Below are 13,233 nucleotides of genomic sequence, written 5' to 3' on the forward strand. Positions count from 1 at the left end.
TCAATCCACCTGAGGAGGTATGCCTAAAGGGGTAGTCGCCCTGGTCGAGGCATGGAAGTTGCTGTCGGTAGTGGCCCAACACCGCAGAAGACGGGGAGGAGAACATGCGTGCAGCCGGTTTCGCCCCGGCTCCCGCGGCAGCGTCGAACGCGCTGACCGAACGTGAGGAGCAGACCCTGCAGCTGATCGCTGCGGGCAACAGCAACAAGCAGATCGCCCGCGAGCTGGGCATCAGCGACGGCACGGTGAAAATCTACGTGCGCAGCCTGCTGCGCAAGTTTCACCTGCACTCGCGTCTGGAGCTGGCCAGCTGGGTGCATCGGCACACTGGCAAGGCCTCGGCCGGTACCCAGGTCAGCGTTGGGGCAGGGGGTGTCGCAGGGTTGATCAACGATCTGCCGGTGCTGATCTATCGCGGCGACAACGCCCGCACCTGGTACATGGATTACGTCAGCGAAGGCTGCCTGCAACTGACCGGCTACTGCGCCGAATACCTGACCCGCGATCCCGCTCACAGCTTCGGCTCACTGATCCTGGCCGAGTACGCCGATTACGTCTGGTATTGCGTGCAATGCGCCTTGCTCAAGCACGAGCCCTTTCACCTGCGTTACCGCATCTGCTGCGCCGATGGGCGAATCAAGGAGGTCTGCGAGACGGGGGTTGGCGTGTATTCGGCCACTGGCGAGGTGCTAGGCGTGGAAGGTGCGATCTTCGAGGTGGCAGGCTGAATAGCCGTTGACCCGAAACGAAAGCCCCCGCTCGAGGGCGGGGGCTTTCTCATGCCGCTATCTGTTTTCCCGGATCAGCCCGGTAGCCTGGCTTGGCCGCCAGCGTCAGGCGCGCGACAGGGTGGATATCTGCTTGCGCCGGTACACCGTGTCGCGACGTGACAGCAGCAGGTACAGCGGCAGGGTAACGACGATCGCCACCAGCCAGGACAGGTCGGCGCCATCGAGCTTGCTGGCCATCGGCCCGGTGTAGATCGGCGTGACCGCGAACGGCAGCTGCACCAGGATGCCCACGGCGTAGGCGCTCACCGCGTTGGGGTTGAAGCGCCCGTAGATGCCGCCAGTGGCGTCGAACAGTGAAGGGATGTGGTAGCGCTGTTTCTGCACCAGGTAGAAGTCGGCGAGATTGATCACCGCCCAGGGCACCAGCACGATCATCATCGCCAGGATCAGCTGCATGAAGCGCGAGATGAAGTCCGCAGGCGCGCTGACCGCGACCACGCAGCAGGCCACCAGCAAAATTGCCGAAAGCGCTACCCGGGCCTGACGGCTGGGTGCCCAGTCGGCGGCGAAGGTTTGTACCGAGGTGATCAGTGCCAATACCGCACCGTACAGGTTCAGGGCGTTGTGGCTGATGATGCTGAGGATGAACAGCACCATGAGTACCGGGCCGAATACCCCGGTGCTCTGCTTGACCGCGTCCATGGTATCGGTGTCCGCGCTCACCGACAGCGCCACCAGTGTGCCGAACACGAAGCACAGCGAGGTACCGAGAACGGCGCCTGTATAGGTGGCGATGAAGGGTTTCCAGATACCCACGTTTTTCGGCAGGTAGCGCGAGTAGTCCGAGGTGTAGGGCGCGAAGGAGATCTGCCAGATGGCGCCCAGCGAGGCCATCGCCAGCCAGCCGGCGAGGTTGAAGCCGCCACGGCTGGCGAAATCCGCTGGCAGGCCGTTGGCGAACAGCGCGATGAACCCGGCGAGCAGGCCGATACCCATTACCCAGGTGCCGATGCGGTTGAGGGTGTGGATGAAGTTGTAGCCCAGGATGCCGATCAGCGTTGCGGCGCAGGCACCGATCAGCACCGCGGCAGGCAGCGGCAGATCCGGCGCCACGGTATGGATCGACTTGCCGGCCAGCACGCAGTTGGAGATGAAAAAACCGATGTACAGCACCGCGGCGATCACCACCACCAGCAGGGCGCCGTAACGGCCGAACTGGCCGCGGCTCTGCAACATCTGCGGCAAGCCCATTTGCGGGCCCTGCGCCGAAGCCAGACCGAGCACGATGCCGCCGAGCAGGTGGCCGACCAGAATGGCGCAGATCGCCCAGCCAAGGCTGAGATGGAACACCTGCACGGCCATGGCGCCGGTGACGATGGGCAGCGGCGCGATATTGGTGCTGAACCAGAGGGTGAACAGATCACGGACACGGCCGTGACGATCGGCATCGGCGACCTGGCCAACGCTGTTGCTTTCGATGAGCTCTTGCTGGGACATGGACTGCTCTCCTGCGCAAATTGGCGACGGCACGCTGCTCCGCGTGAACGGGGCAGAGCCGGAGGGGATGCGTGGGTGGTTGCGGCTGAGCGGGTCAGCTGCGCCTGTCGCGGGAGAGCCCGCAGACGGGGGAGAACGGGCAGGGGTAGAGCAGCAAGGTTGTGCGGGACACCATGGGAAAACCTACTTCTTGTCTTTATTCGGATAGGGTTTTGCGTCTCGCCGCAAGGGCGAAGGCCGCCGCCCGGCATGGCCGGGCAGCGGTTGCGGGCTCAGCGGAAGGCTGGCACCACGTGCTGGATGAACAGCTCCAGGGACTTTTTCTTCTCGGCGTGGGGCAGGCTGTTGTCAGCCCAGAAGCTGAATTCGTCGACGCCCAGCTCCTGGTAGTGACGAATGCGCGCGATGATTTCCTCGGGCGTACCGATCATGGTGTTCTTGCGGATGTTCTCCAGCTCGAACTCCGGGCGCTCCTTGAATTTCTCTTCGGGGCTCGGCTCCAGCAGGCCGTCGACCGGGGTGATCTTGTTGCCGAACCAGGCATCGAAGGTGCGGTAGAAGCGCGAGATCGCAGCGGCACCGACCTTCCAGCCCTCGGGGTCGTCTGCCAGGTGTACGTGGGTGTGGCGCAACACCATCAGCTGTGGGCGTGGCACGTCCGGGTTGTTGGCCAGGGCGGCATTGAACTTGTTGTTCAGGTCGACCACTTCCTCGTCGCCCTTCATCAATGGCGTGACCATCACGTTGCAGCCATTGGCGACTGCGAAATTGTGCGAGTCCGGATCACGTGCGGCGATCCACACCGGCGGAAGTGGTTGCTGCAGCGGCTTGGGCGACGAGGTGCTGGTAGGGAATTTCCAGATTTCGCCGTCGTGGGCGTAGTCACCTTTCCACAGTGCCTTGACCACCGGCACCATCTCGCGCAGGTACCTGCCGCCATCACTGGCGGGCATGCCACCGGCCATGCGATCGAATTCGTACTGATAGGCACCGCGGGCCAGACCGACTTCCATGCGGCCGTTGCTGATCACGTCGAGCAGGGCGCATTCGCCTGCTACGCGGATCGGGTTCCAGAACGGCGCGATGATGGTGCCGGCACCCAGACGGATAGTGCTGGTACGGGCAGCCAGGTAGGCCAGAATCGGCATCGGGCTCGGCGAAATGGTGTATTCCATGGCGTGATGCTCGCCAACCCACACGGTGCTGAAACCACCAGCTTCGGCCAGCAGGGTCAGCTCGGTCAGTTGCTCGAAGAGCTCGCGGTGGCCGACTTCCTGGTCGTAGCGTTCCATGTGGACGAACAAAGAGAATTTCATGTCGCTTTCCTCGATTTTTATAAAGCCCGGTGCGTTTGAGGCGCTTTCGGGGCTGGCCGCCGTGCAGGATCACGAGGCTTATGGTTCATGGTATACCATAATATAAAATACTTTGGCGAGGGGCAGGCGACCAGTGTTATCGAAAAGCGTCAGTGGTTGGCGGCTTGCCAGGCGCTCCAGCGTTGCGCGATGCGCTCGCCGTTGAGGCTCCAGTATTTGAAATCCAGCGTGATCTGCCCGGTTTTGTGGGCACCGGGCTGGTTCTCCGCCAGCTTGGGGTCCACCAATGCCGAGGCGCCGAGATTGACCGGCGCATAACCGGTCAGCGAGGAAAAGTCGGCCTGGGGTTTCGGGCTGGTGGCATGGGCGATGAAGGTGCGCGCTGCCGCGACATTGCGCGAACCCCGGGGTATCACCAGAAAGTCACCGGCCACCAGATTCTGCTGCCAGCTCATGCCCACCGGGGCGCCCTGATCGTGTAGCGCATTGACCCGGCCGTTCCAGAACATGCCCAGGCTGGCGGTCCCGGAGGCGAGCAACTGCTGTGATTCGTCACCACTGCCCCACCAGGCGATATCGCCCTTGATGCTGTCGAGCTTCCTGAAGGCGCGATCCAGATCCAGCGGGTACAGCTTGTCGGCGGCGACCCCGTCGGCGAGCAGGGCTATCTCCAGCACACCTGGGCTCGGCCACTTGTAGAGCGCGCGTTTGCCCGGAAAGGTACTCGTGTCGAACAGTGCCGCCCAGCTCTGCGGCGCCTCGCGCAGGGCCTGGGTGTTGTAGCCGAGGATGAAGGAAAAATAGAACGAGCCGGCGCCGTAGATGGTGACGAAGCGCGGGTCGATGGTGCGCTTGGCGATCTGCTTGAAATCCAGAGGTTCGAGCAGCCCTTCCCGGCCGGCCCGCAGGGCGAAATCCGCCTCCACATCGACCACGTCCCAGGTCACCTGGCCACTCTCCACCATGGCCTTGAAAGCGGCATAGTCGGTGGGCCCGGCCTGCTCGACACGGATGCCGGTCTGCTGGGTGAAGGGTTCGCTCCAGGCGCGGGTCTGCGCTGCTTGGGTGGTGCCACCCCAACTGACGAAGGTGATGCTCTGCTCGGCATGAGCGGTCGACAACAGCTGCAACCCCAGCAGCATGGCCAGCACTGTACGCATGGAAATCCCTCCCGAACGATAAAGACGCCCTGGCTGCCGACCCGGCGAACCTGCCGTGGCCACGCGCCGTACTGGCGTATTGCAAAATGCGCTCCAGAATGGCGGAGGCGCTGCAGCGGGCGGCGGCAGTGCTATCCGCCCGTTACGCTGGTATTGCGTGGGAAAAGCGGTACCACTTGCCTGGGCGGGTGTAACGGTTGAGAGGCTTTCAGCGATCCAGTGTGGGAGCGGGCATGGACTAGGCGTCCCCGCCCGCTCCCACAGGTTTTGGCGTTGACTATGCCGACTGCTTTACCAAGACATATCGCACAACCACTCAGTGCGCTCCGGCGCCCTTGGTCAGGTCGCTCTCGTTCCAGCTGTCGTACAGGCAGGCATCGCTGGCGGCCCAGCGCACACGCGCCTGGGCGCCAGGCTGCAGGGGTTGCAGGCCGCTGCCCATGGCCTTGAGGGTCAGGTGGCAGCCGCCGGGTGTGACCACGTGGCAGGTCAGGCTCTCGCCAAGGAACACCACTTCGGCGACCTGCACTGGGATCTCGTTCCAGCCCGCTGGCAGGGGCGTCTGCGCAGCGACTTGTTGCGGCAGCACCTGGGCTTTTTCCGGGCGCAGCATCAGCAGTACGTCCTGATCGTTCTGCAGATTGGCGGTCGGGGTGATCGACAGGCTCTGCTGCTCGAACTGCACGGCGGCCTGGCCACTGACCTTCGTCCGCAGGAAGTTGGAGTTGCCGAGGAAGGAGGCGACGAAGGCGTTTGGCGGGTTCTGGTAAAGGTCATAACCGCTGCCCAGACCGACGATCTTGCCGTGGCTGAAGATGGCGATACGCTGTGACAGGCGCATGGCTTCCTCCTGATCGTGGGTCACGTAGACGATGGTGATGCCCAGGCGCCGATGCAGGTGACGCAACTCGTCCTGCAGGTCTTCACGCAGCTTCTTGTCCAGCGCGCCGAGGGGTTCGTCCATCAGCAGGATGCGCGGTTCGTAGACCAGCGCGCGGGCAATCGCCACGCGCTGTTGCTGGCCGCCGGAAAGTTGCGCCGGACGGCGGTGCGCGAACTCGCCGAGCTGCACCAGCTTGAGCATGGCCTCGACCTGGCGCTGCTGCTCGGCGGCACTCAGTTTGCGGATCGCCAGGGGAAAGGCGATGTTCTGGCGCACGTCGAGGTGCGGAAACAGCGAGTAGCGCTGGAACACCATGCCGATATCGCGCTTGTGCGGCGGCACGTTGACCAGGGATTTGCCCTCGACCAGGATTTCCCCGGAGCTGGGGGTTTCGAAGCCGGCCAGCATCGACAGCGTGGTGCTCTTGCCCGAGCCGCTGGAGCCGAGAAAGGTGAGGAATTCGCCCTCCTGGATCTCCAGGGAAATGTTATCCACAGCGGTGAAGTCGCCGTAATGCTTGTTCAGGTTGCGCAGGCTGACCAGCGTTTGTGGTGCCCGGTTTTCTTGGATGACAGCACTCATGAAATTCTCCTCGGCACTCAGGCTTTGACGTCGGTGCGCCGGCGCACGATGGCGGCGATGACCATGACCAGCAGGGAAAGACCGATCAGCAGCGTCGAGGCGACGGCGATCACGGGGGTGAGATCCTGGCGCAGCGTCGTCCACATCTTCACCGGCAGCGTCTGCAGGCCGGGGCTGGCCATCATCACGCTGAGCACCACTTCGTCCCAGGAAACCAGGAAGGCGAACAGGCCGCCGGCCACCAGGCCCGGACGGATCGCCGGGAAGGTCACCTTGACGATGGCCTGCAGGCGCGTGGCGCCGCAGATCACCGCGGCATCCTCGATGGACTGATCGAACAGCTTCAGCGAGTTGATGATCGAGATGATGGTAAACGGCAGCGCGACGATCACGTGGCTGACCACGAAGGCGAACAGCGTGCCGGTGTAGCCGAGCTTGAGGAACAAGGCGTAGACCGCCACGGCGATGATCACCAGTGGCACGATCATCGGCAGGGTGAACAGCGCGAACAGCAGCTCACGGCCAGGGAAGCGGCCACGTACCAGGGCGAAGGCGCTGGGCATGCCGATGGCGACCGCGCAGATGGTCGTCAGCAAGGCCACCTTGAGGCTGACCAGCGCCGAGTCCATCCACTGGGCGTTGGAGAAGAACTGCCCGTACCACTTGAACGTCCAGCCCGGTGGCGGAAACACCAGCCACTGCGAGGAGCCGAACGACAGCAGCACGATGAACAGAATCGGTAGCAGCAGGAACACGGCGATCAGCGCGGTGACCGTATTGAGGCCGTAGCGCAGGCCGCGGCCCATGGCATTGGGTGACAGCAGCATGGCGTTTACCTCGCAGTGCTGGAAGCCACCGGCGATTCCGGTTGCAGCTTCAAGTAGACGTAGAACAGCACCAGCGTGATGAGGATCAGCAAGGCTGCCGCCGCGCTGGCAATGCCCCAGTTAAGGAACGATTGCACCTGCTGGATGATGAATTCGGGCAGCATCATGTTCTGCGCGCCGCCAAGCAGCGCCGGGGTCACGTAGTAACCCAGGGACATCACGAAGACCATCAGACCACCCGAGAAAATGCCCGGCCTGCACAACGGCAGGAATACCTTGAAGAAGTTGCGCCATGGGCTGGCGCCGCAGATCGAGCCGGCCTGCAAGACCATCGGGTCGATGGCGCTCATGGTCGCCTGCAGTGGCAGCACGATGAACGGAATCATGATGTAGCTCATGCCGATCACCACACCGGTCAGGTTGTGCACCATCTCCAGGGGCTGATCGATGATGCCCATGGCCATCAGCGTCTTGTTCACCACGCCCGAGGACTGCAACAGCACCAGCCAGGAGTAGGTGCGTGCCAGCAGGCTGGTCCACATCGACAGCAGGACGATATTCAGCAGCCAGCGGCCCCAGCCGCGCGGCATCAGGGTGATCGCCCAGGCCAGGGGGAACCCCAGCAGCAGGCTGATCACGGTCACCAGCCCGGCTACCGCGAAGGTGTTGAACAGCACCTTGGAGTAGGCCGAATTGGCGAACAGTTGTGCGTAGTTGCCCAGCCCTGGCTCCGGCTCCAGCACGCCGCGCAGCAGCAGGCCGATCAGCGGCGTCAGGAAGAACAACCCGAGGAACAGCAGGGCCGGCAGCAGGTACGGGGCGCCGCGCCAGCGCGCCGCCCGTTCCGCGTTACCGTCGGCGCTGTCGCGCCGACGGTTTGCTGCACCGACCTCAGGGGTACGGAGCGCGGTCATTTCACTTCACCAGCCATTCGTTCCAGCGGGTGGCGATGTCCGCCCCGTTCTTCGCCCAGTAGGCGTAGTCCAGGGTGATCTGATCGCTCACGTGCGCGGTGGGCAGGTTCGGTGCCAGCACCGAGTCCAGGCGCTGCACGCTGTCGACGTTGACCGGCGCGTAGGCGGTGAGGTTGGCGAAGTCGGCCTGGCCCTTTGCGCCGCTGGCGTGAGCCAGGAACTTCATGGCCGCGTCCTTGTTCTTGGCACCCTTGGGGATGACCAGGAAGTCGGCCATGACCAGGTTCTGCTTCCAGCTTGCCGCTACCGGTGCGCCTTCTTCCTGCAAGGCATAGATACGGCCGTTCCAGAACTGACCGAGGCTCGCCTCGCCGGAAGCCAGGAGTTGCTGCGACTGTGCGCCGCCGCCCCACCAGACGATGTCTTTCTTGATGGTGTCGAGTTTCTTGAAGGCGCGATCCAGATCCAGCGGGTACAGCTTGTCGGCGGCAACACCGTCAGCCAGCAGGGCCAGTTCGATCACGCCCGGGCTCGGCCACTTGTACAGGGCGCGTTTGCCGGGGTAGGTCGCGGTGTCGAACAGGGCGCTCCAGTCTTCCGGCTTCTTGTTGCCGAGGCTGCCCTCGTTGTAGCCGAGCACGAAGGAAAAGAAGAACGAACCGACACCGTGATCGGAGACGAAGCGCGGGTCGATCTTCTCACGCTCGATGACGCCGAAGTCCAGCGGCTCCAGCAGACCTTCGGCGGCCGCGCGCAGGGCGAAGTCGGCTTCCACGTCGACCACGTCCCACTGCACGTTGCCGCTCTCGACCATGGCCTTGAGCTTGCCGTAGTCGGTCGGTCCGTCCTGCACCACCGTGACGCCGCTGCTCTTGCTGAACGGATCCGCCCAGGCGGCCTTCTGCGCGTCCTGGGTGCTACCGCCCCAGCTCACGAAGTTGACGGTTTCGGCAGAGGCCGTGGTGGCGACTGCTGCACTCAGAATGCTCGCGGCGAGCACCGAGGTCACACCTTTGATAAACACCATCTTGCTTGCCCTCTTTGTTGTGTTTTTTCGCAAGCGAGCGTTGTGCCCGCTTAACCGGAGCAGTGGATCCAGGGGATCTGAATGGCGGCCGATATCGGGTGCTGTCTTTGTGATTTTCCCTTGCGGGGCACACGATAAACTGGCTGGCCTTAGGGATATCATATTATGGTATTCCAAACTTTCCGCAAGCGCTTTGCCACACTTCTTGTCCCGCTTGCGCAACCGGTCATCCGTGGCCTCCGCTCACTCGAAGGGCACGGTCTCGACAACCTCCAGTTCATAGCCGGCAAGACCCGCGTACTTGAGCGGCGGGCCCAGGTGACGCAGCTTGCCGACGCCGAGGTCCTGCAGAATCTGTGCCCCGGTGCCGACCTCCGAATAGACCCGTGTCTGCCCGCGATTGAACGGGCGCTGCGGCTGGGTCAGTTGCGGGACGCGCTCGAGCAGCGCCTGGGACGACTCGTGGTTGGCCAGCACCACGACGACGCCCTTGCCGTCGGCGGCGATGCGTTCCAGAGCGGCCCATAGCGTCCAACTGCGCGGGCCGGTGTATTCGGCGCCTACCAGATCGCGCAGCGGATCGATGGCATGCACGCGCGCCAGGGTCGGCTCGTCATGACGGATATCGCCCATCACCATGGCCATGTGCACGCCCCCGGCGATACGGTCTTCATAGGTGATCAGGCGGAACTCGCCGTGCACGGTGGGCAGCTCGCGTTCGCCGATGCGGGTAATGGTGTGCTCGGTGCTCAGGCGGTGCTGGATGAGGTCGGCGATGGTGCCGATCCTGATGCCGTGGGAGTGGGCGAAGGCCTCCAGCTGCGGGCGGCGCGCCATGCTGCCATCCTCGTTCATGACTTCGACGATCACCGCCGCCGGGGTCAGGCCGGCCAGCCTGGCCAGATCGCAGCCCGCCTCGGTGTGCCCGGCGCGGGTCAGTACGCCGCCTTCCTTGGCTCTCAGCGGGAAGATGTGGCCGGGCTGCACCAGGTCGGCGGCCTTCGCGCCAGGCGCAACGGCAGTCAGCACCGTGTGCGCACGGTCGGCGGCGGAAATGCCCGTACTGATGCCGCTGGCGGCTTCGATGGAAACGGTGAAGGCGGTGGAAAACACGCTACCGTTACTCGGTACCATCTGCTCCAGACCCAGACGCTGGCAGTGCTCGTCGGTCAGGGTCAGGCAGATCAGCCCGCGGGCTTCACGGGCCATGAAATTGATCGCCTGAGGCGTGCAGAACTGCGCAGCGAGCAGCAGGTCGCCCTCGTTCTCGCGGTCTTCGTCATCGACCAGCAGCACCATCTTGCCCTGGCGGAAGTCATCGATGAGTTCACGGATGGGATGGAAGGGCATGGCGGATCTCGTCGGCTGGGTTATTTTAAATATGGTATACCGTAATACGAAATCAAATTAAAGGAGGTCAATCATGAAGGGTTACTGGATCGCGCACGTGGACGTCACCGACCCCGAGCGCTATGTGGAATACACCAAACGCGCCCCGGCGGCCTTCGCCGCCTTCGGTGGCAGATTTCTGGCCCGCGGCGGCCGCTCCGAAGCCCAGGAAGGCCGGACCACACCACAGCGTAGCGTGGTGATCGAATTCCCATCGTACGATCAGGCCGTCGCCTGCTACCGCTCCGAGGCCTACCAGGAAGCCAGCAGCTACCGGGCCGGCGCCGCGCGCTCGGAAGTGATCATCGTCGAGGGCATGGCGCCCTGAATGGATGGCGGAGGGCTGAACGACCGGGTTCAGCTTTCGCTGCTCGACGCTGGATGCGCCGTTTGCATGGGCTGTTGGCAGGCAACCGAGCCGTCAGGCGTTGACGGACTCGGCCAACCCACTCAGATCAGACCACGCTCTGCGCTGCCAGAAAGGCATCGAGCTCGACGGCCGGCGGACAGGTTGCCGGCCCGCGACGGGTCACCGCAATGGCCGCTGCGGCATTGGCGCGCGCGGCGGCGGCCTGCTCGGAAAACCCTGCGGCCAGACTGGCCAGAAATACGCCGATGTGGGCATCACCAGCGCCATTGGTATCCAGCGCTTGCACGGCAAAGCCCGGTACCTGCTGACGCCAATCGTCGCGGGCCAGCCAGCAGCCCTGCGGGCCGTCACGCAGGATCACCAGTGCTCCTTCCGGCAGGCGTGCTGTCAGTCGCTGCAGAGCCTGTTCCAGGCTGTCGGCAGCGGTAAATTGCAGGGCTTCTTCACGGTTGCTGCTCCAGATTGCCAGCCGATCAAGTAACTGCTCGGCGCCTGGTAGAGCCGGGTTGCAGGCCAGCGGGCCCGGATCGAACACCAGAGTGCCGGCAGCACCGCCTTGCTGCAGCCAGCTCAGCAGGGAAGCGGCCTTGCCGGCATGCAGCAGGCTGTAGCCGCTGACCATCACCCAGTCTTCGGCAGCGGCGGTTTCGTTACGGAGGTCATGGGCCTGCAATACGCCCTCGGCCCCGACATGGGAAATGAACGAGCGCTCGGCACTGGCGTCGGTCAGCGCGACGCACAGGCCGGTATCGCCGCCCGTGCTCGGCGGCAGGCGGCATTCGATACCTTCCACTGCCATTGCGTGGCGCGCCATGTCACCAAAACGACCGACCCCGTGACGACCCAGGTAGCAGGTGCTCAGGCCATTGCGTGCGGCCGCCGCCATGACATTGAAACCACCGCCCACCTCGAACGCCGCGCTGCTGGCCAGCACATCCTGGCCGACGCTCGGCAAGGCGTCGACCGCCATCACCAGGTCGACGACGACCTGGCCGCTGTACAGCAATCTAGCGGCCATGGCTGGCCTCGTGAGTCACGGCGGCACGGCGGTCACGACAGCCACCGAGCAGCGCGTAGAGGCCGCCAGCGACGATGAAGGTGATGATCCAGCCGAGGCCATTGTGGCCAAACCAGGAGTCGGCCAGCCAGCCATGGAACAGCACGTTGTCGGCGCCGATTTTCACGGTGGTGAAGCTGAAACCCAGCACGATCGCCACTGCCCAGGCACCCAGGGCGCGCCATTCCACGCCGCCGGCGTACCAGTAGGCGCTGCTCGGGCTGACGTTCATCAGGTCGGCCGCCTCGTAGCGCTGGCGGTGCCGCAAGTCGACCAGGAAGATACCCACCCAGGCGGTGATCGGCACGGCCAGCATGGAGATGAAGGTGATGAACGGGCCGTAGAAACTCTCGGCGATCAACATGAAATAGATCGAGCCGATGAAGATCACCACGATGTCCACCACCACGGCGTAGACCCGCTTGACCTTGAGGCCGAGGGTCAGGGTGGTCAGGCCCGCTGAGTAGACCGACAGGTTGTTGGACAGCAGCAAGCCGCCGAACGCGGTGATCAGGTAGGGCACCGCCATCCAGGTCGGCAGCAGCTCGCGAATCGCCACGATGGGGTCGGTCGCCGACGCGAGGTGGTCATTACCCACCGAGATCAGGCCACCGAGGGTGATCAGCAGCACCAGCGGAATTCCCGCGCCAAAGGCCGCCGAGGCCACCAGCCCGGCTGCCCGCACGCTCTTGTGCTGGTAGCGCGACATGTCGGCGCCAGCATTGGCCCAGCCGATGCCCGTACCCGCGGCCATGGTGCCGACGCCGATCAGCACGGCGGACATCGGCGCCGGTGTCGCCGCCCACACCAGGGCCCAGTCGATATGCAGGGCCAGAAAGCTGCCAACCACCAGGTTCAGCGCGCCGAACACCCAGGTTGCCCATTTCTGAATCACCAACAACGTGGCATGGCCGAGACCGGACACGCACAAGGTGAGCAGCACGAACAGGCCGATGAACAGCAGCGTGAGGAACGGCGCGGACTTGGCCTCCACCGGCGTGCCCTGAATGATCGACACCAACGACAGCAGTACGAAGGCCGCCGTGGTGGTGTTGACGGTTTCCCAGCCCAGACGCGAGCCAAGCGATACCAGGGTCGGACCGATATTGCCGCGCATGCCGAAGATCGCCCGCGACAGCGTCAGGCTCGGAGCGCGACCTCGGCGGCCGGCAATCGACAGCAGGCCGACGATGGCGAAGGAGCCACCGGCACCGACAATCGCGACGATCAGCGCCTGCCAGATCGACAGCCCCTGGAAGGCGATCAGCGTGGCGCCCAGTGGCAAGCCGAGGATGCTGATATTGGCCGCGAACCAGACCCAGAACAGCTGCAGCGGATGACCGTTGCATTCATTTTCGGGGACGGGCTCGATGCCGCGGGTTTCCAACTGGCCCACCTGTTCGGATGCACGCATGGCATGACTCCTGCGATAGTTGCTGTTGTTGGCAGGGCTGAGTGACCGCACGGGCGGCCACCCATG

General features: G+C 64.1%; 12 protein-coding genes. 2 read left to right on the plus strand and 10 right to left on the minus strand.

The genetic code is table 11. The features are described 5' to 3' along the window. The first annotated feature begins 104 nt into the window (after nt 1–104). The gene (locus FHR27_RS21250; protein WP_042553450.1) at nt 105–728 is read left to right on the plus strand and encodes a LuxR C-terminal-related transcriptional regulator; all 624 of its coding nucleotides are present in this window, start codon (nt 105–107) and stop codon (nt 726–728) included. A gap of 105 nt (nt 729–833) precedes the next feature. On the opposite strand, the gene FHR27_RS21255 is transcribed toward FHR27_RS21250, so the two are convergent. The 8 genes from FHR27_RS21255 to ribBA form a co-directional block, all read right to left on the minus strand. Then, nucleotides 834–2,228, minus strand: coding sequence for a purine-cytosine permease family protein (locus FHR27_RS21255; RefSeq protein ID WP_179539485.1), 1,395 nt, complete (start codon nt 2,226–2,228; stop codon nt 834–836). Between the two features lie 272 nt (nt 2,229–2,500). Then, a complete protein-coding gene (locus tag FHR27_RS21260; RefSeq protein WP_179539486.1) occupies nt 2,501–3,544 on the minus strand; it encodes an LLM class flavin-dependent oxidoreductase in 1,044 nt (347 codons plus the stop codon). A gap of 149 nt (nt 3,545–3,693) precedes the next feature. Next, nucleotides 3,694–4,704 (minus strand): ABC transporter substrate-binding protein, encoded by a 1,011-nt coding sequence (locus tag FHR27_RS21265; RefSeq protein WP_042553447.1) that lies wholly within the window; start codon nt 4,702–4,704, stop codon nt 3,694–3,696. 316 nt (nt 4,705–5,020) lie between these two features. After that, nucleotides 5,021–6,169 (minus strand): ABC transporter ATP-binding protein, encoded by a 1,149-nt coding sequence (locus FHR27_RS21270; protein ID WP_042553446.1) that lies wholly within the window; start codon nt 6,167–6,169, stop codon nt 5,021–5,023. A 17-nt stretch (nt 6,170–6,186) separates the two neighbouring features. Next, nucleotides 6,187–6,996: an ABC transporter permease gene (locus FHR27_RS21275; protein WP_042553445.1), complete on the minus strand. Its 810-nt coding sequence runs from the start codon at nt 6,994–6,996 to the stop codon at nt 6,187–6,189. 5 nt (nt 6,997–7,001) lie between these two features. Then, nucleotides 7,002–7,910 carry an ABC transporter permease gene (locus FHR27_RS21280; RefSeq protein WP_042553444.1) on the minus strand — a complete coding sequence of 303 codons (909 nt, stop codon included), beginning with the start codon at nt 7,908–7,910 and terminating at the stop codon, nt 7,002–7,004. Between the two features lies 1 nt (nt 7,911). Then, on the minus strand, nt 7,912–8,937 hold the full coding sequence (locus tag FHR27_RS21285; RefSeq protein ID WP_042553443.1) for a polyamine ABC transporter substrate-binding protein: 1,026 nt from the start codon (nt 8,935–8,937) through the stop codon (nt 7,912–7,914). 243 nt (nt 8,938–9,180) lie between these two features. Continuing rightward, complete coding sequence (gene ribBA / locus FHR27_RS21290; protein WP_042553442.1) at nt 9,181–10,287, minus strand: bifunctional 3,4-dihydroxy-2-butanone-4-phosphate synthase/GTP cyclohydrolase II; 1,107 nt, start codon at nt 10,285–10,287, stop codon at nt 9,181–9,183. Between the two features lie 73 nt (nt 10,288–10,360). Here ribBA and FHR27_RS21295 point away from each other — a divergent pair, with 73 nt between their 5' ends. Further along, nucleotides 10,361–10,654: a DUF1330 domain-containing protein gene (locus FHR27_RS21295; RefSeq protein ID WP_042553441.1), complete on the plus strand. Its 294-nt coding sequence runs from the start codon at nt 10,361–10,363 to the stop codon at nt 10,652–10,654. 127 nt (nt 10,655–10,781) lie between these two features. On the opposite strand, the gene FHR27_RS21300 is transcribed toward FHR27_RS21295, so the two are convergent. Next, nucleotides 10,782–11,714 carry a PfkB family carbohydrate kinase gene (locus tag FHR27_RS21300; RefSeq protein WP_179539487.1) on the minus strand — a complete coding sequence of 311 codons (933 nt, stop codon included), beginning with the start codon at nt 11,712–11,714 and terminating at the stop codon, nt 10,782–10,784. Further along, the gene (locus tag FHR27_RS21305; RefSeq protein ID WP_179539488.1) at nt 11,704–13,167 is read right to left on the minus strand and encodes a purine-cytosine permease family protein; all 1,464 of its coding nucleotides are present in this window, start codon (nt 13,165–13,167) and stop codon (nt 11,704–11,706) included. Before FHR27_RS21305 ends, FHR27_RS21300 begins: the two co-directional genes overlap by 11 nt. Between the last annotated feature and the right edge of the window lie 66 nt (nt 13,168–13,233).

This window comes from Pseudomonas flavescens, assembly GCF_013408425.1.
Lineage (GTDB): Bacteria > Pseudomonadota > Gammaproteobacteria > Pseudomonadales > Pseudomonadaceae > Aquipseudomonas > Aquipseudomonas fulva_A.